General features: G+C 66.1%; 23 protein-coding genes and 1 tRNA gene. 17 read left to right on the top strand and 7 right to left on the bottom strand.

Annotated elements, in window-relative coordinates; translation table 11 throughout:
* Positions 1 to 29 precede the first annotated feature (29 nt).
* The 6 genes from ACSQ12_RS14915 to ACSQ12_RS14890 all read left to right on the top strand — a co-directional run bounded on the left by ACSQ12_RS14915 (position 30) and on the right by ACSQ12_RS14890 (position 9,802).
* The gene (locus ACSQ12_RS14915) at positions 30 to 1,781 is read left to right on the top strand and encodes a glycerol-3-phosphate dehydrogenase/oxidase (RefSeq protein WP_209743218.1); all 1,752 of its coding nucleotides are present in this window, start codon (positions 30 to 32) and stop codon (positions 1,779 to 1,781) included.
* 51 nt (positions 1,782 to 1,832) lie between these two features.
* Entirely contained in the window at positions 1,833 to 2,321 is a 489-nt protein-coding gene (locus ACSQ12_RS14910; protein ID WP_390245094.1) for a PTS sugar transporter subunit IIA, read from the top strand.
* A gap of 50 nt (positions 2,322 to 2,371) precedes the next feature.
* Positions 2,372 to 3,268: an SURF1 family protein gene (locus ACSQ12_RS14905; protein ID WP_436065902.1), complete on the top strand. Its 897-nt coding sequence runs from the start codon at positions 2,372 to 2,374 to the stop codon at positions 3,266 to 3,268.
* On the top strand, positions 3,265 to 3,777 hold the full coding sequence (locus tag ACSQ12_RS14900) for a DUF3817 domain-containing protein (RefSeq protein ID WP_209743221.1): 513 nt from the start codon (positions 3,265 to 3,267) through the stop codon (positions 3,775 to 3,777). Before ACSQ12_RS14905 ends, ACSQ12_RS14900 begins: the two co-directional genes overlap by 4 nt.
* Before the next feature lie 82 nt (positions 3,778 to 3,859).
* A complete protein-coding gene (guaA, locus tag ACSQ12_RS14895) occupies positions 3,860 to 5,449 on the top strand; it encodes a glutamine-hydrolyzing GMP synthase (RefSeq protein WP_209743223.1) in 1,590 nt (529 codons plus the stop codon).
* A 129-nt stretch (positions 5,450 to 5,578) separates the two neighbouring features.
* Positions 5,579 to 9,802: an AAA family ATPase gene (locus tag ACSQ12_RS14890; RefSeq protein ID WP_436065901.1), complete on the top strand. Its 4,224-nt coding sequence runs from the start codon at positions 5,579 to 5,581 to the stop codon at positions 9,800 to 9,802.
* Positions 9,803 to 9,857: 55 nt separating this feature from the next.
* On the opposite strand, the gene cpaB is transcribed toward ACSQ12_RS14890, so the two are convergent.
* The 3 genes from cpaB to ACSQ12_RS14875 form a co-directional block, all read right to left on the bottom strand.
* Positions 9,858 to 10,586: a Flp pilus assembly protein CpaB gene (cpaB, locus tag ACSQ12_RS14885; RefSeq protein ID WP_436065900.1), complete on the bottom strand. Its 729-nt coding sequence runs from the start codon at positions 10,584 to 10,586 to the stop codon at positions 9,858 to 9,860.
* Positions 10,587 to 10,727: 141 nt separating this feature from the next.
* Entirely contained in the window at positions 10,728 to 10,973 is a 246-nt protein-coding gene (locus tag ACSQ12_RS14880; protein ID WP_209743227.1) for an FmdB family zinc ribbon protein, read from the bottom strand.
* Between the two features lie 137 nt (positions 10,974 to 11,110).
* The gene (locus ACSQ12_RS14875; RefSeq protein ID WP_436065899.1) at positions 11,111 to 11,707 is read right to left on the bottom strand and encodes a 5-formyltetrahydrofolate cyclo-ligase; all 597 of its coding nucleotides are present in this window, start codon (positions 11,705 to 11,707) and stop codon (positions 11,111 to 11,113) included.
* Positions 11,708 to 11,818: 111 nt separating this feature from the next.
* On the opposite strand from ACSQ12_RS14875, the gene galU reads away from it, so the two are divergent.
* The 7 genes from galU to ACSQ12_RS14840 all read left to right on the top strand — a co-directional run bounded on the left by galU (position 11,819) and on the right by ACSQ12_RS14840 (position 18,138).
* The gene (galU, locus tag ACSQ12_RS14870; RefSeq protein ID WP_436065898.1) at positions 11,819 to 12,724 is read left to right on the top strand and encodes a UTP--glucose-1-phosphate uridylyltransferase GalU; all 906 of its coding nucleotides are present in this window, start codon (positions 11,819 to 11,821) and stop codon (positions 12,722 to 12,724) included.
* 6 nt (positions 12,725 to 12,730) lie between these two features.
* Entirely contained in the window at positions 12,731 to 13,348 is a 618-nt protein-coding gene (locus ACSQ12_RS14865) for a GNAT family N-acetyltransferase (protein ID WP_209743233.1), read from the top strand.
* A 340-nt stretch (positions 13,349 to 13,688) separates the two neighbouring features.
* Positions 13,689 to 14,453, top strand: coding sequence for a hypothetical protein (locus ACSQ12_RS14860; RefSeq protein ID WP_436065897.1), 765 nt, complete (start codon positions 13,689 to 13,691; stop codon positions 14,451 to 14,453).
* Between the two features lie 18 nt (positions 14,454 to 14,471).
* Complete coding sequence (locus tag ACSQ12_RS14855; RefSeq protein WP_436065896.1) at positions 14,472 to 15,272, top strand: SDR family oxidoreductase; 801 nt, start codon at positions 14,472 to 14,474, stop codon at positions 15,270 to 15,272.
* Between the two features lie 58 nt (positions 15,273 to 15,330).
* A tRNA-Ala gene (locus ACSQ12_RS14850) sits at positions 15,331 to 15,403 on the top strand.
* Between the two features lie 105 nt (positions 15,404 to 15,508).
* Positions 15,509 to 17,101 carry an ABC-F family ATP-binding cassette domain-containing protein gene (locus ACSQ12_RS14845; protein WP_436065895.1) on the top strand — a complete coding sequence of 531 codons (1,593 nt, stop codon included), beginning with the start codon at positions 15,509 to 15,511 and terminating at the stop codon, positions 17,099 to 17,101.
* Between the two features lie 197 nt (positions 17,102 to 17,298).
* The gene (locus ACSQ12_RS14840) at positions 17,299 to 18,138 is read left to right on the top strand and encodes a S1 family peptidase (RefSeq protein ID WP_436065894.1); all 840 of its coding nucleotides are present in this window, start codon (positions 17,299 to 17,301) and stop codon (positions 18,136 to 18,138) included.
* Here ACSQ12_RS14840 and ACSQ12_RS14835 read toward each other — a convergent pair.
* Complete coding sequence (locus tag ACSQ12_RS14835; protein WP_209743241.1) at positions 18,119 to 18,469, bottom strand: hypothetical protein; 351 nt, start codon at positions 18,467 to 18,469, stop codon at positions 18,119 to 18,121. The two genes, ACSQ12_RS14840 and ACSQ12_RS14835, sit on opposite strands and share 20 nt — an antisense overlap.
* Positions 18,470 to 18,625: 156 nt before the next feature.
* Between ACSQ12_RS14835 and ACSQ12_RS14830 the strand changes: the two genes are divergently transcribed.
* Positions 18,626 to 21,298 carry a PEP/pyruvate-binding domain-containing protein gene (locus ACSQ12_RS14830; RefSeq protein WP_436065893.1) on the top strand — a complete coding sequence of 891 codons (2,673 nt, stop codon included), beginning with the start codon at positions 18,626 to 18,628 and terminating at the stop codon, positions 21,296 to 21,298.
* Here the strand turns inward: ACSQ12_RS14830 and zapE are convergent.
* Genes zapE through ACSQ12_RS14815 form a run of 3 tightly spaced genes read right to left on the bottom strand, consistent with a single transcriptional unit; the run spans position 21,295 to position 23,303 of the window.
* Positions 21,295 to 21,768, bottom strand: coding sequence for an AFG1/ZapE family ATPase (gene zapE / locus ACSQ12_RS14825; protein ID WP_436065892.1), 474 nt, complete (start codon positions 21,766 to 21,768; stop codon positions 21,295 to 21,297). The genes ACSQ12_RS14830 and zapE overlap by 4 nt on opposite strands.
* A gap of 11 nt (positions 21,769 to 21,779) precedes the next feature.
* Entirely contained in the window at positions 21,780 to 22,775 is a 996-nt protein-coding gene (gene corA / locus ACSQ12_RS14820; RefSeq protein WP_436065891.1) for a magnesium/cobalt transporter CorA, read from the bottom strand.
* A gap of 15 nt (positions 22,776 to 22,790) precedes the next feature.
* The gene (locus ACSQ12_RS14815; RefSeq protein WP_436065890.1) at positions 22,791 to 23,303 is read right to left on the bottom strand and encodes an Lrp/AsnC family transcriptional regulator; all 513 of its coding nucleotides are present in this window, start codon (positions 23,301 to 23,303) and stop codon (positions 22,791 to 22,793) included.
* Between the two features lie 161 nt (positions 23,304 to 23,464).
* Between ACSQ12_RS14815 and ACSQ12_RS14810 the strand changes: the two genes are divergently transcribed.
* From ACSQ12_RS14810 to ACSQ12_RS14800, 3 genes are all read left to right on the top strand, one after another.
* Entirely contained in the window at positions 23,465 to 24,706 is a 1,242-nt protein-coding gene (locus ACSQ12_RS14810; RefSeq protein WP_436065889.1) for an MFS transporter, read from the top strand.
* Positions 24,707 to 24,805: 99 nt separating this feature from the next.
* On the top strand, positions 24,806 to 25,552 hold the full coding sequence (locus ACSQ12_RS14805; RefSeq protein WP_436065888.1) for an ArsR/SmtB family transcription factor: 747 nt from the start codon (positions 24,806 to 24,808) through the stop codon (positions 25,550 to 25,552).
* Positions 25,549 to 25,788 carry a 2-nitropropane dioxygenase gene (locus ACSQ12_RS14800; RefSeq protein WP_436065887.1) on the top strand — a complete coding sequence of 80 codons (240 nt, stop codon included), beginning with the start codon at positions 25,549 to 25,551 and terminating at the stop codon, positions 25,786 to 25,788. The genes ACSQ12_RS14805 and ACSQ12_RS14800 overlap by 4 nt, the downstream gene beginning before the upstream one ends.
* The last annotated feature ends 70 nt before the right edge of the window (positions 25,789 to 25,858 follow it).

Here is a 25,858-nt window from a genome sequence, read left to right as displayed (position 1 = left end):
ACGAGGTTTGATGCGGATGGAGGCGTGAAATGAACAGTTCTTCCGGAGGTTCGTCCTTTCAACAGGGGGCGCTGGGCCCCGCCGCAAGGGAAGCGTCGCTCGCTGCCCTCAAGGCGACCATGGAGCCCGGCAAGGAACTCGACATCCTCATTGTCGGCGGTGGCATCGTGGGCACCGGCGCTGCCCTGGATGCCGTGACGCGCGGCCTGAGCGTGGGCATCGTGGAGGCCAGTGACTGGGCGGCTGGGACGTCCTCCCGCTCCTCCAAGCTCATTCACGGCGGACTTCGCTACCTCGAAATGCTCGATTTCGGGCTGGTGAAGGAAGCGCTTCACGAACGCGGACTGCTTCTTTCGGAGATCGCCCCCCACCTGGCCCGGCCCGTTCCCTTCCTCTACCCACTGACCAGGCCCTTCCTCGAACGGCCCTATGTCGGCGCGGGAATTGCCCTGTACGACGTCATGTCCATTTCCAGCGGCCACCAGCGGGGCGTGCCGTTCCACAAGCACCTGTCCCGCCGCGGCACGCTGCGCGCTGCGCCAAGCCTGAAGGACGATGCCTTCGTCGGGTCCATCCGGTACTACGACGGCCAGGTTGACGACGCCAAGTACGTGGCCAACCTGATCCGAACGGCCGCGTACTACGGGGCCCATGCAGTCAACCAAACGGCCGTGGTGGACTTCCTGCGCGAAGGCGAGCGGGTGGTAGGCGCCAAAGTGGTGAACCGCGAGGACGGATCCACTTTCAGCATCCGGGCCAAGCAGGTTATCAACGCAACCGGTGTCTGGACCGATGAAACGCAGGCCATGGTGACGGACCGCGGGCAGTTGAAGGTGCGCGCCTCCAAGGGCATCCACCTCGTGGTGCCGCGCGACCGGTTCCAGTCAACCGTCGGCCTGATTCTGCGGACCGAGAAATCGGTACTGTTCGTCATTCCATGGGGCCGCCACTGGATCATCGGCACCACGGACACTGACTGGCATCTCGACAAAGCTCATCCGGCAGCGTCCAGCAAGGACATTGACTACATCCTTGAACACGTCAACAAGGTGCTCAAGCGGCCCCTGACCAGGGAAGACGTCGAAGGCGTCTACGCCGGGCTCCGGCCGCTCCTGGCGGGCGAGAACGACTCCACGGCCAAGCTTTCCCGCGAACACGTGGTGGCCCACCCGGTGCCGGGCCTCGTGGTGGTGGCCGGCGGAAAATGGACTACCTACCGGGTCATGGCCAAGGACGCCGTCGATGAAGCAACGCGCAGCATGGACGAGCGCGTGGCGCCCAGCTGTACCGATTCCATTCCCCTGCTGGGGGCCAGCGGGTTCAAAGCGGCGTGGAACCGGCGTAACCGGACCGCTGAAGAGTCCGGCGTGCACGTGGCCCGGATTGAACACCTGCTCAACCGGTACGGGTCGATGGCCACGGAGGTCCTGGCGCTCATCAAGGAGAACCCGGCACTGGCCGAACCGCTGCCCGGCGCCGACGACTACCTTCAGGCCGAGGCGGTCTACGCGGCCACCCATGAAGGCGCACGTCATGTGCACGACGTATTGACGCGCAGGACGCGGATTTCCATCGAGTCCTGGGACCGTGGTGTGTCCGCCGTCCCGGTAGTCGCTAAGCTGATGGGAGAAATTCTTGGCTGGAGCGACGCGCAGCGCGAAAGCGAAATCAAGCACTACCTTGCCCGGGTGGAAGCCGAACGGCTGAGCCAGGAGCAGCCGGACGATGAATCTGCCGACGCCGCACGCCTGGGTGTCGAGGACATCGTCCCGTTGCGCTGATGCAAGGCTGATGCCTGACGCGCGCCTCCTGCCTCACTGAAGGGACAACTCTTGGCGGAACCACTGGACCGGTACGATGCCGAACTCACCACACCGGAAATGGTGATTCTTGAACTTGATGCCAAGGACAAGACCGATGCGGCGACCCAGCTTGCTGAACGCCTCTATGCGGCGGGGCGGGTCTCGGACCTCGACGGCTTCCTGAAGCATGTCAACGCCCGGGAGCACCAGCTGGCCACCGGCCTGCCCGGGGGAGTCGGGCTGCCGCACGCCCGCAGTGAGTTCGTTTCGCGGACGTCAATCGCGGTGGGGATCACCAAGTACGGCAAGGCCCTGGACTTCGGGGCGGCTGACGGTCCGGCGACGGTCATTCTCTTGATCGCGACACCGGCAAGTTCATTTTCGGACCACCTCGAAGTCCTGGCCACCCTGGCCCGTTCGTTGTCAAAGGAATCGTTCAGGGAGTCCCTTCGCCGGGCCTACGACCCCGAAGTGATCGCCGAACTCATCAACTCCAGCCTGGTGTTCTTCGACCACTAGGGACAACGCCCGTTTCGTTGTTCTACACAAGGACGAAGTACGGTTAAGGTGTGTTGAAAACTGCCCTCAAACCCCGCTGGATCGCAGGACTGGTGTTTGCGATCGTCATTTCCGGGGTTTTTGTGCTGCTGAGCCAGTGGCAGTTCGGCCGCTCCACCCAGCCGGAAGCACCGGTTTCGTCCGGCACGGAAGACGCCAAGCCGCTGGTCAGGGTGCTGCAGCCGGGGGAGTTCTTCCACGGCTCCGTGGCGGACCAGATGGTCACCGCCAAGGGATCCTACGATCCCGACAAGCAGGTGCTGGTTCCGGGCCGCCTTCATGATGGTGCCACCGGGTTCTGGGTCGTATCGGCGTTTTCGGTTCAGGACGCCCCTGTCCTCAGCGGCGTCGGGGCGACGCCCCGGACATGGATCCCGGTCGCCCGCGGATGGGTGGCCGACGCCGCGCAAGCCGGCGCCCCGCCGTCGGGCACCATTGAACTGACCGGACGGCTCCTGCCGTCCGAAGCCCCGCTGCCAGGCACCGCACCCGAACCCGGCCGTGCCACGGCAGTGTCCGTGGCGGAACTGATCAACGCCTGGGAAGTCAGCAGCTATCCGGGATTCGTGGCGGCAACCTCCGAAATGGCCGCCGGCACCGACGTCAGCGCCGCGGCCGTCAACGGTGACCTGAAGCCCCTGAACATCGGCCCGCAGCCCCCGGCCCAGCAGGTGAATTGGCTCAATCTCTTCTACTCGGTGGAGTGGATCGTTTTCGCCGGCTTCGCGCTCTTCATCTGGTGGCGGATGGTGAAGGACGACTACCGCCGGGACCTCGAGGACGAGCTCGACGACGAACACGACGAAAACGGTGCGCACCGCGAAGGCGCAGAAGAAGCTCCGCAGGCCGGACCGCACGCCGGCACATCAGAAACCCCCAGCCCGACCGAACAAAAGGTACAGCCATGATCGATCCCAAGCCGGCCATCCAGCCCCAGCCGTCCCAGACCGGCGGATCGGGCACCGTCAAGAAGCGCAGGTTCGGCGGGACTGAAGCCCAGATCCGGTCCGCCCTGAAGTTCTACAAAGTCATGGCATACCTGACGGGCGGAATGCTCCTCCTGCTCTGCGCCGAACTGGTTGCGCGGTACGCCTTCGGCCAGTACCTGTTCGCAGGCGGCACCAACGCGGTGACAGGCCAACCGTTCGGCTTCGGGTTCGCAGACGCCGAGCCGCAGGGCGTCCTCGGGGGAGTGAACGTCTCCGTCGCGGTGCTGATTGTGCATGGCTGGATGTACGTGGTCTACCTGATGTCCAACTTCCGGCTGTGGTCGCTGATGCGGTGGCCGTTCGCCAAACTGATCCTCCTGGCACTGGGCGGTGTTATCCCGCTCCTGTCCTTCATCGTGGAGAAGAAGTTCCACGCCGAGGTGGAGGCGGAACTCGCCGCGAATCCGCAGGCGTCCAAGCGCTACTGAGCCGACGGGCGCGGCCTGTGAGTTCGCTTACCCGGGGCTTCTCAATGTGCGGCCGGACGGCGGTGCCAAGTAGGCTAGTACGGTGACTACTCCCACTGCATCCCAGACTTCCCAGAAGCCGGTGCTGGTTGTTGACTACGGTGCCCAGTACGCGCAGCTGATTGCCCGCCGCGTCCGGGAAGCAAATGTGTATTCGGAAGTGGTTCCGCATACCTACAGCACCGAACAACTGCTGGCCAAGAACCCCGCCGCCATCATCCTTTCCGGTGGCCCTTCCAGCGTGTACGCGGAAGGTGCACCGAGTGTGGGTGCCGACCTCTTTGAAGCCGGGATCCCGGTCTTCGGCATCTGCTATGGCTTCCAGGCGATGGCCAACGCCCTGGGCGGCACCGTAGCCCAGACGGGCCTGCGCGAGTACGGCGCCACGGAAGCCACCACAGTCGGGGAAGCCCGGTCCATCCTGGACGGCCTGCCGCACCACCAGAACACCTGGATGAGCCATGGCGATTCCGTGCAGGAAGCACCGGAAGGCTTTGAAGTCCTGGCCACCACCGCCGGGGCTCCCGTGGCGGCATTCGCCAACGAAGAGAAGTGCCTCTACGGCGTGCAGTGGCACCCCGAGGTAAAGCACTCCGCATACGGCCAGCAGGTGCTCGAGAACTTCCTGTTCAAGGGCGCCAAGCTCGAACCCAACTGGACCACGGGGAACATCCTCGAGGAACAGGTGGACCGCATCCGCAAGCAGATCGGCGACGCCAGGGTCATTTGCGGCCTCTCCGGCGGAGTCGACTCTGCGGTTGCGGCTGCCCTGGTCCAGCGCGCGGTGGGCGATCAGCTGACCTGTGTGTTCGTGGACCACGGACTGCTCCGCGAAGGCGAGGCCGAGCAGGTTGAACGCGACTTCGTGGCAGCCACGGGCGTCAAGCTGTACGTTGCCAATGAGCAGGAGAGGTTCCAGGCGGCACTGGCCGGGGTCAGCGATCCCGAGACCAAGCGCAAGATCATCGGCCGCGAATTCATCCGTGCCTTCGAGGAAGCCGAACTTGCCATCATCGCCGAGGCAGCCGCCCACGGTGAAAAGATCAAGTTCCTGGTCCAGGGGACCCTGTACCCGGACGTCGTTGAATCCGGCGGCGGTGAAGGTGCGGCCAACATCAAGAGCCACCACAACGTGGGCGGACTGCCGGAGGACCTGCAGTTCGAACTCGTCGAGCCGCTTCGTGCGCTCTTCAAGGACGAGGTCCGTGCCGTGGGCGCCCAGCTGGGACTGCCGCAGGAAATCGTGGGCCGCCAGCCCTTCCCGGGGCCCGGCCTCGGCATCCGCATCGTCGGCGAAGTGACCAAGGAACGCCTGGACCTGCTCCGCAAGGCCGACGCCATAGCCCGTGCCGAGCTCACTGCGGCCGGCCTGGACAATGAAGTGTGGCAGATGCCGGTCGTGCTGCTGGCGGATGTCCGCAGCGTCGGCGTCCAGGGTGACGGCCGGACCTACGGCCACCCGATCGTCCTGCGTCCCGTCTCTTCCGAGGACGCCATGACCGCCGACTGGTCACGGCTTCCGTACGACTTGCTGGCAAAGATCTCCAACCGCATCACCAACGAGGTGGAAGGCGTCAACCGGGTGGTGCTGGACGTGACCAGCAAGCCGCCGGGAACCATCGAGTGGGAATAGCACTGTGAGTGGCCGGCCTCAGCGATGAGGCCGGCCACTTTGTTTTTTCTCCCCAAATCCGGCGCAATTTTGGCCCGCTCCAGTGTTGCGGTCTCTCACTGGGCCCCGATACGGGCTACGCTCGAAAGTATGCCGGTATGGTCCAGGGCGTCACGTGCAAACGCAGAAAAGAAGGCAGTAGTGTCAGTTGTTCAAGGCCTCCCAGAGGGCTCCGAAGAGCTCAGGAAGTGGCTGTCGGGGCTTAAGCCGGTCACCGGAGCAGACACAATGCTGCGTTTCACCAAAACGCCGGAAGGCTCCATCGACATCACGCATGCGCATCCCTCCGGCTTGGCGCAGCTCATGGCGGGGCGGCGCACACGCCTGTCCACGCTGATCCGTGACCACGACCAGTACGTGGTTGCGGCGAGGGCTTCGCGCAACCTCCGCTCGAAAATTTTTGAGCTCAGCAACGACCGCGGCATCGACGCCGGGTATTTCTCGGCCGGAACGGTGTCCTGGACGTCGGCCGTGGGCGGAAAGCCCCAGCGCGTTTCTGCGCCGGTAATGCTGACCGCCATTTCCCTCACCGTCCGTCCGGGCGAGGACGACTACGAACTCCAGCTGACGGAGCAGGCCCAGATCAATCCGGCGCTCATCAGGCACCTGAAGACCATTCACGGCATAGTTTTCGATGTCAACGCTGTAACCCGGATGGCTTACAGCACGGCACGGTTCGATCCCCAGCCCGTCCTGGACCGGCTGGGGACGCTCATCAAGCCCATCCACGGCGCCGAGGTGGAACACAACCTGCTCGTTTCCACGTTCGCGGACCTTTCCGGCAACCTCGATGACCCGTGGATCAACCAGAACAACCCCGTCGTCGCGGCCCTTGCCCGTGCTGCGGCCGGTGAGGCCGTGGAAGTGGCCGAGCTCGCCGAGGACCGCTTCCAGGACATTGACCAGCGGGACCCCGCTGATGAGCTGTTGCTTCTCGACGCCGACGCCGACCAGCAGTATGTGGTGGACGCCGTGCGCGCCGGCGACTCCCTCCTTGTCAGCAGCCCGCCAGGCACAGGGCAGACCCAGACTGCCATCAACACCATCGGCGCCCTGGTGGACGAAGGAAAGACCGTCCTGGTGGTGGGCGACCGCAGAGCCAGCCTTAGCGAAATCGGGGGCCAGCTGGAGACGCTGGGCCTGGAGTCCATCCTGTTTGCCCTGTCCGGTACGGCGACGCCCCTGCAGCTCAAGGGCCAGCTGGTGCGCGCCATCGTCCGGAATGAAAAGTCGCTTCAGCCCCAGCTCGAAAACCTGCACACCACGCTTGCGGAGCACCGGCATGCCCTCATGGACCATGTGGCGTCGCTCCACAACGTCCGCCAGCGGTGGGGCTGCTCGCCGTATCAGGCCATGCAGTCGCTGGCCGAGCTGACATCCATCCAGCCGACGCCGCCCGCCACCACGGTGCGGCTGAAGCGAAGTGTGCTGGACAATATCCGCGACCGCGAGGAACTAGCCGGACGCCTTCGCCGTGCAGCCGAACTGGGCAGTTTCAGCCGGGCTTCCACGGCCAGCCCCTGGCACGGCGCGCGGCTCCTGACCCGCAAGGAAACCGAAGAGGCGCAGGACGTCGCGCGCTCGGTCGAGAAGAACCTGCCGGTGCTCCGCCACCGCATGAACGAAGTCGCTGAGCACGCCCAGATCCGCCTTGGTACAACCTTCCACGAATGGGGTGCCCAGCTCGAGTTGCTGATGGCGGTCAGGGAGAGCCTGGACAAGTTCACCCCGGACATCTTCGACCGGCCGGTGCACGACCTCATCTCCGCGACAGCCACCTCCCCGTGGCGCCGCGAACGCAACATCGACATGCCATCCATGCAGCGATCCCGGCTGCGCCGCGTGGCCAAGGAATACGTCCGTCCCGGCGTGCACATTGCCGATCTCCACAGTTCCCTGGTGCTCGTCCAGGAACAGCGGGCGCTGTGGGCGGACTATGCCACCACGCAGCGGCATCCCGCAGTGCCGTCCGGTCTGGGCGAAGTGAACGTGATGTACCGCAGCCTGGACCGTGAACTGGCCCAGCTGGGCGCGGCCATCAAGCACACCGAGGCGGGCGGAGACCTTCAGCACACGCCTTACGAGGAACTGATGGAACGCCTGGAGCGGCTGGTTGCCGACACCCGGACGCTCAAGACGCTCCCGGAGCGGACGCTTCTCATCGAGAACATGCGTGAGCACGGGCTCGGGGAACTGCTCGCGGACCTGGCGGAGCGGGAAGTGCCCGCCGAATCCGTGGCGGCGGAGCTGGATCTTGCCTGGTGGCAGTCAGCCCTTGAAGCGATGATCAGCGGGGATGACTACCTGGCGATGTCCGACGGCGACGCCCTGCGACAGCTTGAAGCCGAATACCGCCTGGCGGACAACGCCCACATCGCCAGCGGCGCGGCACGGCTGCGGTGGGCGCTGTCCGAACGGTGGCGCGCCGGCATTGCCGAGAACCCGCGGCAGGCTGACCTGCTCCGGAGCCTCCTGAAGGACGGCCGGGTCACCCTTGCCGCGCTGACGGCGCAGGCACCGGCCCTGGTCCCCATGCTGGTGCCGGTGTGGTCGGTGAGCCCCTACCTCATGACCGGCCTGCTCCCGGCTGAGCAGAAGTTCGACGCCGTTGTTATCCTCGACGCCGAAGCAACCTCCCTTCAGGCAGTCCTCCCGGCGATCGCCCGGGCCAGGCAGGTGATTGCCTTCGGCGACGACAAGATCGCCAGCCCCCGCACGTTCACTGTCGGCGTCGAGCGGTTGGCTGCCGGCGAGACTGCCCACCAAAGCGTCGAGAGTGCCTACACGGCGCTGTCCGCGGTGCTGCCGACCCGACGCCTGACCTGCGCGTACCGGGCAGTCGACGAGGACCTCGTGCTGCAGCTGAGCAAGAGCTTCTACGACGGCCGCCTGCACAGGCTCCCCGAGGGGCAGACCGCCACCGGGCTGGACCGCGCCCTGCTGGTGGAATACCTCCCGGACGGCACCGGTCTTCCGAGCGCCGACCAGGAAGGCGTGGAGTCCGCCGTGGCCGAGGTCAACCGGGTGGTTGAGCTCGTTTTCGAGCACGCCCGCCTGCGGCCAAGGACCTCCCTCGCCGTGGTCACGGCCAGCCTCCGCCACGCCGCGAGGATCGGCGAGGCCATCCGGCTGCAGCTGCCCAACTACCCGCTGCTGGCTAGTTTCTTCACGGCCGGTCCCGAATCCTTCCGGGTGGTTGACCTGGAACGGGCCCAGGGCCTGGTCCGCGACCACGTGATCTTCTCCCCGGGTTACGGCCGCACGCCGCACGGTCGCGCGCTCCACAACTTCGGGCCGCTGTCCGCCGAAGGCGGCCGGGCGAAGTTTGCGCTGGCCATGACCCGTGCCCGGCGTTCGCTGCATGTGCTCAGCTGCTTCAAACCGGAAGACCTGGACGTCAGCCGCCTCAGCCACGGCGCCCTCGACTTCTATGAACTGCTCGACCGCGAGATTGCCGGCAACACTGACCTGGGCACGCCCGCGTCCCGCGCCGCGGCGAGCGAGCAGGCGCTGGGGGCCGATCCCCTCGTGGCAGACCTGGCTGACAGGCTGCGTGCCCGGGGGGCCCGGGTCTGGCATCAGTATGACGGCGTGCTTGACGTTGCCGCTGCCGCCGATCCGGTGAATTCCATCGGCCATGATGACGCCGAAATCCCCAGGCCCGTGGCAATCGAGTCCGACGGAACTGAGCAGTACCGGCGCATGAGCGTCCGCGAACGAAGCAGGCTCCGGCCGCAACTGCTGGAACGGCTTGGCTGGCGCTACATGCCGCTGTGGACGATCGAGGTATTCACGGACCCGTCCGCCTGCGCTGACCGGATCGGCGGATACCTGGGGCTGGAGAAACCGGTGGTTACCGGCTTCTCCGCCACCTCACAGGCGTTCTTCGAGGACGACGTCGACAACCTGACGCTGAACAGCGCCGACCGCGGCAACAACGGGTCAAGCGAGGTAGCCGAATCCGACAGTGGCAACTCCGGCAGTGTGGCTGACGGGGTTACGCACTCGGTATCCTTGGAGCAGCGCGGCGCATCAACGGACGAGCCCCGTGGCGCCGGCACTGAAGCATCGGAAGGCATCAAGGAAAACGGCATGGACACAAACATCAGCGCAGCGGACCGCCAGGACGCCCCCCACAACGGGTCGGATGATTCAGCTGCGGACAGGTCCCGGCAGCCGGCCGGTGTCGGCGTTCCATCAGGAGTGCTGCCGAACAAGGCCTCCGAGGATGACCCCAAGCGCTGGGGCGATCACGCTTCTGACTACGACCACGATGCCTGGCTTCAGGAGCAGAAGCCGCCGCACTGGGGCTGAGCCGCCCGCAGCCGAGGTGGACGGCCCGCAGGACGGTGCAGCTAGCCCGGCGCAGCTAGCCTTGTGATCCCACCAGCACAAAGAAGAGCTTTCCCTGGGTTGAGGAGCCGGCGAGGCGGCGCGCCTGGTCCGGATCCGCTGCGACCACTATGAGCCCCTCGGTTTCGCCGGTTCCCAGCCACTGTCCGGTTTGCCCGCCCTGTCCCGAGGTCCAGAGGACCGGCACGGAGGCTGCCAGTACTTCCGATTCCGCAGTCTTGCCAAAGTCGGTTCCGTTGGTCATCACAATGTTGACCAGTTGGCCCGGCGCCACGAGTTGGATGGACGATGGATCCGCCATTCTCAGGGGTACCGCTGCAGATCCGGGTTTCGCGCCCGCGAGCAGCCCCGGTCCGAGGATCTGCGTGTCGGAGATCAACTGGCCCTTGCGCACCGGGGCCGCCAGCTGTTTGCCTTGAATGGCGGAGACGTCCGCGACGGCTCCGGAGGGCACCATTCCCGGCGGCACCTTGACCGGCACCACCTCATTGCCTGACAGCGCAGTTCCGGCGGCAAGGTCGCGGGCAGAGGCCAGGGCAGTGACGGTGTGGGCTGGCGCCGGTGTCAGCTGCTGCACGGCGATGCCCGCGGCAGCACACAGCAACAGCGCGACGATGAGCCTCCGGTTGCGGTTAAGCCACGACGAAAAGCGCCGCACGCCGGATGGCGCCGGACGGGCGGGGCGTCCGGTTCCAAGGCGCTGCCGGGGCGAGGAAAATCCGTTGGTGCGAAGGATGGAGGGCATACCGTCACGCTACGGAGGCCCCGCGTGGCGGGACAGCACGGCCAGGTCCTATGTGGAAAACCGGCCCCGGCCGGGCGCAACCTTGTTGCCGCTACTCCGCTGGAGGAGGGTAACCGGAACGAGGAAAAGCCGGCGTAATTGTTAGTTGGCGGCTGCGGTGGCAGGCGCCGGGGCGGCTGCCGGGGCAGGTGAAACACTGCTGCCCTTGGTATCGCGGGAGTCCGTCCGGTAGAAGCCCGAACCCTTGAAGACGACGCCTACGCTGTTGAACTTCTTGCGCAGGGTCCCCTCGCACTCAGGGCAGGAGGTGAGGGAGCTGTCGGTGAACGACTGCACGATCTCGAAGGCGTGGCTGCAGTCCTTGCAGGCATATGCATACGTGGGCACTGGAAATCCTCCTCTGGGACAAACGAGCAGGTCCCGTGCTGCCTGGTGGAAATTACTGCCGAGGTGTCCCGGCAGGTTTCGTCCTTTAGCAGTCGCAGGGCCTGAGTGCCAATTCTATCATCCGCAACGGGCGGGGTTCACATTAGCTGCGTGAGGCGTGACGGTGTGACTGCAACCGGGACCTTGCGGTCAAAGGACTCTGCGGGGATGCTGCCGGCCGGCAGGACTTCGTTGTCGAAGACCACCGCGGCGGCGGGCACGGGCCGGCCCGCAGCCTCCAGTCCGGTGAGGAACTTGTCATAGTAGCCTCCGCCCTGCCCGATCCTGTTCCCCGACAAGTCGACCGCCGTGGCGGGGACAAAGATCCCGGCAACTCCGTCCATCGCCTCACTGCCGTGCTGTTCTCCCACTGGTTCCTCGATGGGGGCATAACTGCTGCGGACGAATTCGGTTGCCGGAGTCCAGTAGACCCAGGAGAGGGTCCGGTCAGGTCCGCAGACCGGCAACAGCACGCGATGCCCGGTGCCGTGCAAGGCGGTGATGAGGGGCAGGGTCGGAGGTTCGGATCCCACCCCGAGGTACACCGCAAAGGTACTTTGCTCACCGGCTGCAACCATGGCGGACCACTGGAGCCCGTGCCGGGCGATGCCGGCGCCGGCAGCTTCCAGGGCGGCGGGAGAGAAAGCGGCACGCTGGCTTCTGTGAGCCGAGCGGATCTCTTCCTTCGATGGCATCGATGCCGTCCTTCCAGGTCAGGAGGCCGTGAGCGGCGGCCCCGGTGCGGGGCCAGCCATGGCTGTTCGGGCAATTACCCAATGTTTGGTCCCTGACGTTAGATTAGTCCAGTGACTACCACCAATACCTCCGTCCGCAAGGCTGTCATTCCTGCTGCCGGCCTCGGCACCCGGTTCCTCCCGGCAACCAAGGCCATGCCCAAGGAAATGCTGCCGGTCGTGGACAAGCCCGCGATCCAGTATGTCGTCGAAGAAGCCGTCAACGTGGGCCTCACCGACATTCTGATGATCACCGGCCGGAACAAGCGCGCCCTCGAAGACCACTTCGACCGGGTCCCTTCGCTGGAGGCCACCCTTGAAGCCAAGGGCGACACCGCCAAGCTCGAAGCGATCCAGGCGGCAAGCAACCTCGGCGACATCCACTATGTCCGCCAGGGCGACCCCATGGGCCTCGGCCACGCCGTGCTGCGCGCGAAGCAGCACGTCGGCTATGAGCCCTTTGCGGTTCTGCTTGGCGATGACCTCATCGACGCGCGCGACGAACTGCTCAGCAAGATGATCGAAGTGCAGGCCAAGACCGGTGGCTCCGTGGTGGCCCTCATTGAGGTGGAGCCTTCCCAGATCAGTGCCTATGGCTGCGCGGACATCGACGAGACCGACATGAACGGCTTCGTGCGGATCCGGAAGCTCGTGGAAAAGCCGGACGCCGCGGAGGCGCCGTCCAACCTGGCCGTGATCGGCCGCTACGTCCTCCACCCCGCAGTCTTCGATGTCCTGGAACGCACCGAACCGGGCAGGGGCGGGGAAATCCAGCTGACGGACGCCCTCCAGGAACTTGCTGCAGGGGAGGGCGAAGGGTACGGCGTTTACGGCGTCGTGTTCCGCGGCCGCCGCTACGACACCGGCGACAAGCTCAGCTACCTCAAGGCCTGCGTCCAGCTGGCCTGCGACAGCGACGACCTCGGCCCCGGGCTGCGGGAGTGGCTGCCGGAATTCACCTCCTCCCTGGCCAAGTAACGTCCCATGCGGGGCAGCATCTGGCCGGTGACGCTGGAATGCGGCGACATTGTTCTGCGCCCCATCCGTTACCGTGACCGCAAGGAATGGATGGCGGTCCGGTCCCGCAATTCCGAATGGCTGGCACCATGGGAGGCCTCGAACCCGGCTCCGGGAGGGGCGCTGCCGGACTACCGGCAAATGGTCAGGTCCCTCAACGCCCAGGCGGCTCAGGCCACGGCGCTGCCCTTTGTGATCGCGGAGCGCACGCCGGCCCGGCGTGACCCCGTCATCGTTGGGCAACTCACAGTGTCATCCATCATCTGGGGCTCGGCGATGATGGCGACGCTTGGATACTGGGTGGACCAGTCCTGTGCCGGCAGGGGGATCGCACCCACTGCCGTGGCGATGGCCACTGACTACTGCTTCGGGACCCTCGGGCTGCACCGGATGGAGATCAACATCAGGCCGGAAAACGGGCCCAGCCTCCGGGTGGTGGAAAAACTCGGATTCCGGGACGAAGGCTACCGGCCGCGTTTCCTGCATATCAACGGCGAATGGGCGGACCACCGGTCCTTCGCCCTGACGTCCGAGGAAGTTCCTGAAGGGCTGCTGGCCAGGTGGCTGCGCAGCCGCCCGGCCTGACCTGCAGACCGGCTCCCCAGCCGTTCACGGGTTTGCATTGGTGTGTCTTTCGTCATAAATCCATTGATTTGCCACCTGCCCTGCGACACACCGGAGCTAATGCCAGAGCTGTCGGCCAATTGCTCATACGGTTTTGATTGTGGACTTCCCCCTTAGCAGCTCAGTGATCCTTGTTGTCGCTGTTGCGCTCTGGATAGTGTGGGTGGCCCCTTACGTACTCAGGAACCGCCGTCATCAGCTTCAACCCGCAGCCGAGCTGATGGCCGAAATAAATTTTGCCGAACCCGCAGACCCCCAAGCCGGAAACGTCATGAAAATGGCCGCCCAGCAGGAGAAATCAATGGTAACCAAGCAGTCCACCGGATCCGCCCAGGGGTCCGTGACAACCGCAGCCGGCCCGGGGCCGGCGACGGCGCGACCGGGTGCACTGAGGATCCGATACGGACGATGCGCGATCGCACTCGTGGGGGTGGCAGCCCTGCTCACCGGGGTGGTGGCCGGTATCTTCCGTATTTTCGGGATGGGCTCATCCTGGTTGCCCGTCGGGTCCCTCCTCGCAGCTATTGCGGCCGTCGCTTTGCTGCGGAGGCTGGCGGTGCGTGACCGGCGAGCCAAAATGAACGCTGCATTCCGTGCGGCCATGACAGCCCCGGAGCGGCAGATGCGCGCGGCCGTGCCGCGTCCCAGCCGCGAACCGGCGGTGGATGCCCCGGATATCCCCCTCTTCGACGCCGAAGCGGGAAACAAACCTCAGGTGAAGCCGTTGACGGCGCAGGAACTGCGTGAAGCGGCCCTCGCCGAGGCAAAGGCATCCGGGGACACTGCGCTCCGCGCCGCCACCGCCCCTGGCTCAGCCGCGGGCGCGGACTCCAGCTGGGAACCCGTCGACGTGCCTAAACCGACCTATGTGGAAGCTGCGAAGGCGGAACGTGCCGCTCCTGATCCGCTTGACCTTCCCGAAGCCCCGAAAGCTGTAGGCAAGCCGTCCCTCAAGCAGGGTCCCGCGGCGGCGCCGGCAGCCAGCGGTGCGGCCACCAAGCCCCTGACCAAGGCGCAGAGTGCCTTGAGCAACCTGGACGACGTATTGCAGCGCCGCCGGGCCTGAGCCTGTAGCCTCTGGAGCATGACCCGCATCTGTGTTGCCGGCGGCACCGGCCAGGTTGGCCGTGAGGTGGTCCGCCAGGCCCTGCAGCTGGGCCACGAAGTTTCCGTTATCAGCCGCCATCCGCCGGCCCCCGGGACCAAAGGGGCGGACGACGGCGCGGACTACTACCGCGGGGACGTCACCACCGGTGAAGGGCTGGCCGCCGCCCTGGCCGGGGCCGCCGTCGTGATTGACTGCCTCGAGGGCAGATCAGGACGGGCCCTCAAAGACTTTGCCGACGGCGGCGCCCGCCTCCTCAGCGCCGCGCACGCTGCGGGTGTCCGCAAAGCTGTCCTGCTGTCCATCATCAACTGCGACCAGGTCCCCCTGCGCTTCTACCGGTCGAAGGCGGATAAGGAACGCCGCTATGCGGCGTCTGCCCTGGAGACCGTCACGGTGCGCGCCACCCAGTTTCACAGCCTTTTGGTGCAGCTGTTCGCGGCCGGCGCGAAGGTGGGACTCGTCCCGGTGGTCAAGGGTGCACGGTTTCAGACCATCGCGCCTGGCGAGGCCGCCTCGGCACTGCTCGAAGCAGCCTTCGAAGAGCCCTCGCAGGAGCTGCACCGGCTCCGGACTGTGGGCGGGCCGGAAGTCAACGGAATGGCGGAACTGGCCGAAACCTGGAAGCGACTTAGCGGATCCCGTGGGCGCCTGGTCCGGTTCCCCCTGCCCGGAGCCACCGGCAAATACCTGCGGGAAGGCGGAAACCTGGTCCCGGAGCACCGCTACGGAAGTGAGACATTCGAAGGCTGGCTGGCGAAGCGCGCCGATAGTTTGTAGCCTAGGGACACCGGTTTGCCTGTTCCAGGAATTCCTCCGAAGGAATGGCAGCAGGCTGGGGGCTATAGCTCAGTTGGTAGAGCGCTTCGTTCGCATCGAAGAGGTCAGGGGTTCGAATCCCCTTAGCTCCACAAAAACAAGCTCCCTCATCCGGCGCCAGCGCCGGGTGGGGGAGCTTTCCCATTGCCGGCCCGGCACTGCGCACCCGTGAACCACCCCTCGAGAGGACAGCAGCAATGAGCCTTGTCCGGCTGCAAGATGTCAGCGTGCGATTCGACAACACCCAGATACTGCGTGAGAGCTTCTTCCGCCTCGAACCGCGCGACAGGGTGGGCCTCATCGGGAAGAACGGTTCCGGCAAGACCACCATGCTGCAGCTGATCCTTGACCGGGTCACCCCGGACTCCGGAACAGTCACAGTGGATCCGGGAACACGGATCGGCTACTTCTCCCAGTTCTCCGAGCTGAACGGCGAATCAACCATCACCGACGTCCTGGACGGCCTGTTCTCGGAGATCAAGGCCGTCGAAGCAGAACTGGCGTCCATAGACACTGCCATCGCCGGGGACCCTGCGGGTGCAGAACTTGACCGGTTGATCGCCCGCCAGGCCGAACTGTTCGAGGAGATGGACCGCCTCGACGGCTGGGACTACCCCCGGCGGATCGACAAGGTCCTGACGACGCTGGGCTTCAGCGACGCCCACCGGGTGTGCGCCATCGACGAACTGTCCGGCGGCTGGCGCAACCGGGCCGCCCTGGCAAAGATCCTCCTGGAAGACCCGGACGTGCTGCTCCTGGACGAGCCCACCAACTTCCTGGACGTTGCCGGCGTCGAATGGCTTGAGAGCTGGTTCCGTGACTTTAAGGGCGCCGCGATTATCGTCTCGCACGACCGGAAGTTCCTCGACGCCGTCGTCACCAGGATCATCGAAGTGGAGAACTTCCACCTGCACGAGTACCCCGGCAACTTTGGCGAATACATCGTGCAAAAGCAGTTCCGCCTCAAGTCCCTTGAGCAGCAGTTTGTGCATGAATCCGAACTGCTGGCGTTCGAGGCTGAAGGGATCGCCGACCGGCGTGAAGCCGCCAAGGCGGCGGGCCGGGGTCTCGGAAACCAGCTGGCCAAAATCAAGAAGTCCCGCACACCCCGTCCGGTGGACCAGATCGTCACCGAGATCTACGGCGGCCTGCACGTCAAGGACGTCCTCTGCCGCGTCGAAGGGCTCGGTAAGTCGTACGGGGACAAGGCGCTGTTCACCGATCTTGGCTTCGAGATCAGGCGCGGCAACCGGATCGTGGTCCTGGGAGCCAACGGCAGCGGCAAGTCCACCCTGTTGAAGGTGCTGACCGGGGAAGAAGAGGCAGACGCCGGCGTCGTCTCCTGGGCCAAGGGGCCCGGCTTCGTCTCTTACAACCGGATGCTTGAGGAGCTCGACGACGCCGACACCGTTTCGCACGCAGTCAACGCGTTGCCGGACAGCCTGGCCTTTAGCGCCACCCGGAAGTCAGTCAACAGGTTCCTGGCGATGTTCCAGTTCTCCGAAGCGGACCTCAAGCAGAAAATCGGGAACCTTTCCGGCGGCCAGAAAGCGCGCGTGGCCATGGCTCAGTGCCTGCTGTCCGGCGCCTCGGTCCTGCTGCTGGACGAGCCCACCAACCATCTCGACCTGTCCAGCACCCAGGTCATGGAGCGGGCGCTCATGCACTTCCCTGGCGCCGTGGTGGTGGTCAGCCACGACAGGTTCTTCAGTGAGAAGATCGCCAACCGGTACCTGGTCTTCGGTGCCGATGCGGCCCTGCCCGGTGAGGTCGAGGTACGCGCAGCCTGACCGTTGACGCCTGGCCGCCGGCCGCTGGCCGGGACCTGCCCGCCAGCATGCAATGTGCCTTGACGGCCGCACGCGGGGAGGAGCAGAGTTATGGTGCTGCGACTGGGGGCAGATGTGTGATCTCCGGGAACCAGGTTCGTCACGGTTCCTCCACCACATCCGCGATATATCTTCAGGCAATGATGAGGAGCACCCTCATGCGCACAAGAATCCCCCCGCAGACCATGGCCCGCACCGGAGACGGAATCCCCTCAAGTTCCGCTCGCCGGCGCCGGCGGTTAGTGGCGCCGCTGCTGTCGACGATCTTCGCTGCAGTCCTTGCGGCAGCCTCGGCCGCTCCGGCCCACGCCGTCTACAACGGGAGCAGGGCGGACTCCGACGAGTACGCCTGGGCCGTCAGGGTGGAACTGGCCTACCCGGAAGGAATTGCTTCCTGCACCGGATCTTTGATCGCGGAAGACACCGTAGTCACGGCGGCGCACTGCATCCGCAACAACGGTCGCAGCCCGTCCGCCATCGCCGTGACATTCCACTACGGCCAGAAACGCTCCGAGTACACCATCGGCGTGGCGACGGCAGTTCCCATGCCGCACTACGACCCCGCCAGGATCAAGGACGACATAGCCTTGCTCTTCCTTGAATCGGCCGTGTCCGAGCCCACCATCGAGTTGGCGTCCACGCCGGCTCCCGTCGGGGCAGAAGTCACCGTGGCGGGTTATGGCTGTACAGGCGACCCGTTCAACCCGGCGGCACAGTGCGATCCCGCGCCCCGGCTCGTGGAAACCCGGCTCACAGCAGTCCCCGCGGAGGCGTGCCCGGATATCGCAGGGCCCTGGCAGTTCTGCACGTACTCGCCGGATACGTCGGCAAACCGCGGCGACAGCGGCGGCCCTGTCATCTGGTCCGACCACGGTGACCAGAAGCTGGTCGGGGTGACGAACGCGATTGAACTGCCGCCCGCCACTGCCTATCTCAACCTGTCGGCGTCCGTCCCATACGAACTGGACTGGATCAGGGCTACCGCCGGTTTGCGCTGACCGTCTTGAGTACGCCGCGGACGGACATCCCTATGGCGCACACCACCGGGACCAGCCCCGCGAGAACCGCCAGTGTGTTGGCCCGGAACACCACCCTGCCCTGCCCGTTCGCCAGGTAGGCGCCGAGCGGGAGCACGAAGCCCCCGCCCCCGCCGCCTTCCGCGGACCCGTTGGCGCCCTCCGGACCGGAGTCACCCCCGCCGCCGAAGCCGAAGGAGACCAGCGCCACGGGAATCAGCTCCTCGCCTCCGATCTGCACCGGAGCACCGTAAGCCCGCGCCACACCCACGTTCCTGAACGTCTCCACGAGGGAGGAAAATGCGTCAGCCATGGACCCACACTAGGGACCCGGGCGGGGTAGCGGAAGGGCCTTAGGACAGGTCCTGCACCGGAAAGCCCGGCCGTGGCCCGATGGCGGTGCGCGTGCCAGTATGTTGTGAATCAGGGGCTGCCGGGAAGGCCCGGCCGGATAGGAGGCACCGCGGTCATGGTTTACATCAATGATTTCAGCGAAGTCGGCCGGGACGACGTCGCGACGGCGGGCGGCAAGGGTGCCGGGCTGGGCGAACTCGTTCGGGCGGGCGTGCCGGTGCCCCCTGGATTCCTGGTCAACACCGGTGCCTATGAGCTGTTCGTCCGGGACAACCAGCTGGCCGGGCGCATTCAGGAATACGCCGCAGTGCCGGCCGCAGCCACGTCCCGCGACTACGAGGAAGCGTCCGGGAAGATCCGCGCACTCTTCGCCGGAGGCTCGATGCCGGAAGAGGTGGCCGCGGAAATCCGGGATGCCTACCGCCGGCTGGGCTCAGCCGCGGGCACCGATCCAGGCACGGAGACGGCGGTGGCGGTGCGTTCCTCCGCCACCGCCGAAGACCTCGCCTCGGCCAGCTTCGCGGGCCAGCAGGACACGTACCTCAACGTCCACGGCGCCGGTGCCCTCATGGAAGCAGTCATCAACTGCTGGGGCTCCCTGTGGACCTCCCGGGCGATGGCCTACCGTGCCCGGGAGGGCATCCGCCCGGACCAGGTCCGGCTGGCTGTGGTGGTCCAGCACATGGTGGCTGCTGACGCCGCTGGAGTCATGTTCACCGCCAACCCGGCCTCCGGGCGCCGCGACCAGATCGTGCTCGCTGCCGCATGGGGGCTGGGTGAATCCGTCGTCAGCGGAGCTGTATCCACCGACGACGTCGTGGTCGAGGCCGCGACCGGCAAGGTGGTTTCCCGCCGGACAGCCGACAAGGCGGTCATGACGGCCTACGCCGACCGGGGCACACGCGAGGAGCCTGTGCCCGAATCCCGCCGACATCAACCCGTGCTGGACGACACTGCGGCAGCGGCGCTGGCTGGCTACGGAACCCGCATCGCCCGGCACTTCGGCTCCCCGCAGGACATCGAGTGGGCACGGGCTGGCGGCGAATTCTTCATCCTGCAGTCACGGCCCATCACCGCCCTGCCCGAACCTGCGGGCGAAACCCCGCGTGACTGGAGCGTGCCGTACCCCAAGGGCCTGTATTTCCGGGCCAGCATCGTGGAGCAGCTTCCCGATCCGCTCTCACCCTTGTTTGCCGACCTGATTGATGGTTCGGTGTCCCGGTCCCTGAATGCCCTGATGGACCAGGCGTTCGGCAAGAGCAGCCTCCGCGACGGCGATCTTGGCCTGCCGGCCATCAACGGTTACGCCTATTACTACTACCGGACCGCGGCGTTGTGGCGGCTGATGGGCAAGACGCCGGCCGCTGTCCGGGCGCTGATCCGGGGAGAAGCTCACATGGGGGTCCACGGCTGGCGGGAGTATTCGCATCCACGGTATGTGCGCGTGGTGGAGTCCTGGTCGGCGAGGCCCCTGGCAGACCTGACCGGGGAGGAGCTGCTGGAGGGGGTGTCTGCCCTGCTCGATGCCGGCACGGTCTACTACACAGCCGTCCAGTCGATCATTCCGATCGCGACCTCGAGCGAACTCGCTTTCCAGAAGTTCTATGACAAGTTTGTCCGGCAGGACGGCGACCCGCCGGCTGCCACGTTCCTGCTCGGCTACGACAGCCAGCCGATCCGGGCGGAAAAATCCCTCTTCGACCTGGCCGGGTGGTCCCTCGGAGTCCCGGGGCTCGCCGAGGCCATCCTGGCGACGCCGACAAAATCGCTGGCCCGGGCCCAGGGGTCAGGGACGCCTCCGGGCGGGCTGGATCCAGGCTTGTGGCAGCAGTGGGAACACCGGCTCCAGCTCCACCTGGACCGCTTCGGCCACACGGTCTACAACCTGGATTTCATCAATCCCGTGCCGGCAGACGACGCATCCCCGCTGTTGGATACGCTGAAGTTCTACCTGCGCGGGCAGGGCAACGACCCGCACCGGCGGCAGGAGCTCGCTGCCGCCCGCCGTGAGGACAGCACGGGCAGGATACTGGCCCGCTTGCACCCTGCCCGCAGGAAGGCCTTCGGTCGCCTGCTCCGGTGGGCGCAGGGGCCGGCGCCGATCCGCGAAGACGCGCTTGCCGACGTCGGCCTCGGGTGGCCGCTGATGCGGCGCATGCTGCGCGAACTGGGGCAGCGGCTGGTCGCGGCCGGCCTCATCGCAGATTCCGGCGACGTGTTCTGGCTCCGGCACCAGGAAATCGGCAGCGCCGTCGAATTCGGCCTTGCCGCGCCGGGCGGTCCGGCGGCGATCACGGGCGCTGACCGGCCGGTCCTGGCGGAGTCTGTCGCTGAGCGGAAGTTGCGCTGGCGGGGCCAGCGCAACGCCGCCGCTCCGCAGATGCTGCCCGAGATCCGGTGGCTCCAGCGGTCCCTCGCCGGGATGATGCCGGAGGGGTCCCAGGAGCAGCGGGGGAACACGATCAAGGGCGTGGGCGCCAGCCAGGGGCGGGTCAGTGCTCCTGCCCGGGTGCTGGCGGGTCCCGAAGACTTCTCCCTGATGCAGCCGGGGGAGGTGCTGGTGGCCCGCATCACCACTCCGGCGTGGACACCGCTGTTCGCCATGGCGTCGGCCGTGGTCACGGATGTTGGCGGCCCGCTGAGCCACGGCTCCATTGTGGCCAGGGAATACGGCATCCCGGCGGTTCTGGGCACCGGCGTGGCGACCCGCCGGATCACGAGCGGACAGCGGATAGAGGTCGACGGCGGCGCCGGCACCGTAACCATTGTCCAGTCCGGGCGGGACTAGCTGCCGGACCTGTGCGCCGCCGGAAGTTCTTCGTCGGATTCGACCCGGAGCAGGCGCGACAACGGGCTGTCGGGACCGAACTCCGGGACCCCCGGACCGATGGCGAACAAGGTGGCGTCCGCGGCAAATAACAGGTCCACGACGTCCAGGAACTGCTGCCACTCCGGAGAGCCGGCGGCACCCGCCTGGGACGGGAGACCGTCAACCACCCACTCCCTGAACCGGACCGCCAGGGAGGCGAAGTCCCGTGCGGGCGCCGCCGCGCCGGTGAGTTCGCGGAAGCCCACCCACAAAAGGTCCCCTTCGGCGCTTTTGACCTCCAGCGGCCGTCCGGCCACGTCCAGGGTCCGCCGCTGGCCGGGGGCCGGGGCGAACAATCCGAACGTACCCAGCTGCCGGGCGGTGCCGGGGACGATGATCCGGCCCGGTCGGAGTGCCTGCTGCGGGGTTTCCGCCGGTGAACCAGTCATGCCGGCGGCTCCTAGAGCCAGCCTTTCCGCTTAAAGATCGTGTACATCAGTGCTGCCGTTGCGGCCATCATGGCAATCGCCAGCGGATAGCCGAAAGCCCAGTGCAGTTCGGGCATGTGGTCGAAATTCATGCCGTAAACTCCGGCGACGAAGGACGGGGCGAAGAAGATGGCCGCCCACGAGGAGATCTTCTTGACCTGCTCGTTCTGCTCGGCGCTCGCCTCGTTCTGCCTGTTGGCGGTGAGGGTGCCGTCCAGGGTGAGCGCGTTCTGCAGGATGTCGCGGAAAGAATCGGCGCGGGAGATCAGCCGCTCCACGTGGTCTTCGACGTCACGGAGGTGGTGCTGCAGGTCCGTGTCCACATCGTATTTGTCGAAGCCGCGCTTGAGTAGCTGCATCATTCCCGGCAGCGGATGGATGGCGCGCTGGAACTGGATCACTTCGCGGGCCAGCTCATAGATCCGGCGGGAGACCGCCGAATCCCCGCTGAACAGCTGGTCCTCGATTTCATCGATGTCGTTTTCGAGGCCGGCAACAACCGGAACATAGTCGTCCACCACCTGGTCCATCAGGGCATAGAGCACGGCTTCCGGGCCGTGGCGCAGGAGTTCGGGGCGGCCTTCCAGCCGTTCCCGTACCTGCGCCACACCGGCCGTTTCCGCGTGCCGGACAGTGACCACGAAGTTCGTGCCGGTAAAGACATGGAGTTCGCCGAACTCCACTGTCTCCGTTTCGTCCAGGTACCGGGCCGGGCGCAGCACGGTGAAGAGGACGTCGTCATAGCGTTCCAGCTTGGGCCGCTGGTGGGCCGAGATGGCGTCCTCCACCGCAAGGAGGTGGAGCCCGAACTCCCGGGCCACTGCCGACATCTCAGCCTCGGTCGGCCGGTACAGCCCGATCCAGGCCATGCCGCCGTGGTCCGCGAGGGTCTCAAAGGTCTGCTCAAGATTGTGCGGTTCGGCGGTCCGGCGGCCGTTCACGTACACGGCGTTGTCGATGATGGTCACGTGCCATTATCCCAGTCAGTTGCGTGTTGCCGTCGGCGCCCCGCCTTGGGCTAGCCGGCTGATGAGCGGCTCCGTGCGGTACGGGATGTGCGTGTGCAGCGCGAGGACGGTCTCCGTCCGGATGACGCCCTTGATCCTGAGGATCGATCGCAGGGCCGACTGCAGGTTGTGGGTATCGGTTGCCACCACCCGGCACCAGACGTCGCCACGCCCGGAGATCTCGTGGACCTCCAGGACCTGCGGGATCAGGCGCAAGGCGCCCACCACACCGTCAAGCTCCCGGTGGCTGACCTCGATCGTCACGAAAGCGACGACGTCGTACCCTACCGCCTCGAGGTCAATTTCCCGTCCGCCGTCGTGCAGCAGGCCTGATCGGAGCATGCGGCGGACCCGCGACTGCGCCGTGTTGCGGGCGATGCCGAGGGCGTCGCTGAGTTCGCCGATCTGGACCCGCGGATCCCGGATCAGTTCCAGCAGGATTTTGAGGTCCGTGTTGTCCAGGCTGTTCAAATCGTCACTCCGGTTCATTTCTGCGAGTAAGCATTGACTGTTTTGCTCAATTTTGGCATGGAACTTGGTTCGCAGGGTCAAATGTGCCCCATTCTGTTAGTACCACATTCTTTTCGCCCGGACCGCGGCCTTCCCACAAGGAACGGCCACGGGCCGGCTCTGCAGGCAAAGGCACGCACATGACTGTCTTCAGCGAACTCCGCATGCGCCCGGCTACCGCCGGCGGCTGGGCATGGGACGCTTCCACCACGGCACGGCTGGTGATGGCCGGCGTGGTGATCTTCACGCTCCTTGTCGGTGCGAACCTGGCAACCCCGCTGTACCCGCTGCTCCAGGCGAACCTGGGCATCGGGTCGTTCGGGATCACCGTGGCGTTTTCCGCCTATGTCCTGGCGCTGGTGTCCACGCTCATGCTGGCCGGGCACTGGTCCGATCACATCGGCCGCCGGGCCGCGCTGCTGCTCGCCGTCGTCGTGGGCCTGGTCGGCGGGATGATCTTTGCCAACGCGGACAGCCTGGCCATGCTGTCCGCCGGGCGCGCCCTCCAGGGCATCGCGGTGGCCCTGGCCACCGGAGCCAGTTCCGCTGCCCTGCGCGAACTGCTGCCGGCCCGCCCCGACTGGGCCTCGCGCTTCACCCTGCTGGCCTCCGCCGGGGGAGTCGCCGCCGGTCCGGCCATCGGCGGCATCCTTTCCCTCCTGCCGGGGCCCACCTCCACGCCGTACTACCTTCACTCGGTGGTTCTCATCGCCATGCTGGTTCCGCTCTACCTGCTCAAAGCGCGTCCGGCCATCACTTCCGTCGCCGGCCCGCAGCCGCTGAAGGTGCTGGCGCCCCGCCGTCCCTCCGTCTCGAGTGAAGCCCGGGGCGCCTTCTGGCTGGCGTCCGCCGTCGGGTTCCTGAGCTTCACCGTTTTCGGCTTCTGCCTTTCGCTCGCGCCCGGCTACTTTGCCCAGATCGTCGGCGCCGATTCCCGCCCCCTCATTGGAGTGCTCGCCGGATTGACGCTCGGAGCTTCCGCCCTCAGCCAGTTGCTGGCGGTCCGCGGAAGGTTTGTGGTGCCTGCCGGCCTGGCTGTGCTGGCTGTATCAGTGCTCATGATTGCCGCTGCCGCCGCCTGGAGGAGCCCCTGGCTGCTCATCGCCGCGAGCCTGGCCGCAGGCGTCGGCCAGGGAGTGTCCTTCCGGACCGTGTTCAACGATGTGGCCGGAAAAGTGGAGGCGTCGAGGCATGCACAGATCATCAGCACCGTCTACGTGATCACCTACCTTGGCAGCGCACTGCCGGTGATCGGCCTGGGAATGGCGACGACGGTGTACGGGCTGCAGGCGGCGGTGGCAGGATTCGTGGTGCTCTGCGCCCTCCTCGCGTTTGTTCTGGCTGCCGTGACCCTGGCCGCAGCCCTCCGCCAGCCGGCCTGAGCCGCCTCGACGGGACGTCGACATGCAAAGAAACTATTGCAAACAAGTCATTGCAAAGAAATGCTTGCAAAGCTTTCTTTGCAAGCGTATTTTTGATGCATGGACAGTTCACCGGACACCGCACCAGCACCAGCCCGGCCACCCGGGGGTTTATCGGCCCCGGCCCCCCAGGCTGAGCAGGATGCGCCATTTCCGGTTCGCCGGGTCGATACGGCGTCACTGAAGGCGCTTGCACACCCGCTGCGTGTGCAGATCCTCGAGATGCTCTCCCGCTACGGGGCGCAGACGGCCTGCAGCCTGGGTGAACTGCTCAACGAATCCAGCGGATCCACCAGCTATCACCTTCGGCAGCTGGCAAAGCATGACTTCGTCCGGGAAGTTGAGGGCAAGGGCACGGCCCGGGAACGCTGGTGGGAACGCCCGCGCGGGGCTATCCAGATCACCTCTCCGGAACTGGCAACATCTCCTGCCACGGAGGAAGCCTCCCGGCTGGTCACCCGCGAGTTTGAACACAGCAGGCAGGCGGTCCTGGCGGACTTCATGGCACACGGCAGCGACAGCCTTGATGCCGAATGGCTCCATGCGGCCCTGATCAGCACGGCGAATGCGCGGCTTACGGCGGACCAGCTGGCGAGGTACACCACCGCCCTGGAAGCCTACGGACACCGCCTGCTGGAGGACATCAGGAATGAAGGCGAGCAGGAAGGCGCCCGCCCGGTTCAGATCCACCTGAACGCCTTCCCCATCCTCGGCGTTCCCGCATCAGCGGGAGGCCGGGCCCGCACGTCGCGGAACGTAGAACGCCAGAACACACAACCGGAAAGTCCTGAAAGGAAAGTGCCATGAGCACAGTCTCCGCCACCGGATCAGCTGCCTGCAGCCCGTACCGCAGGCCCACCGTCGTCGAGTCGGCTGCGGCAGGACTGGGTGCTGCGCTGGTCCGCTGGGCTGAACGCCGGCGGGTCATTCTCTCCGACTGGGCCGAACGCGAACGCGCTGCCGTGCTCCGCCGGGAGCAGCTGGATGTCCTGCGCAGCGACATCATGGGCGCCGCGCACTCAGGGCTCTACATCTGGCACTAGCGGGGAGTCCCGCAGCCGAACCGTGAAACCCCTGCCGGACTGCCCGCTCGTGGCGGTGATTCGGCTGGCT

Source organism: Arthrobacter sp. LjRoot14 (assembly GCF_964253905.1).
Taxonomy (GTDB): Bacteria; Actinomycetota; Actinomycetes; order Actinomycetales; family Micrococcaceae; genus Arthrobacter.
The sequence above is the reverse complement of the archived record's forward strand: the minus strand, read 5'-3'. Positions and strand labels throughout refer to the sequence as shown.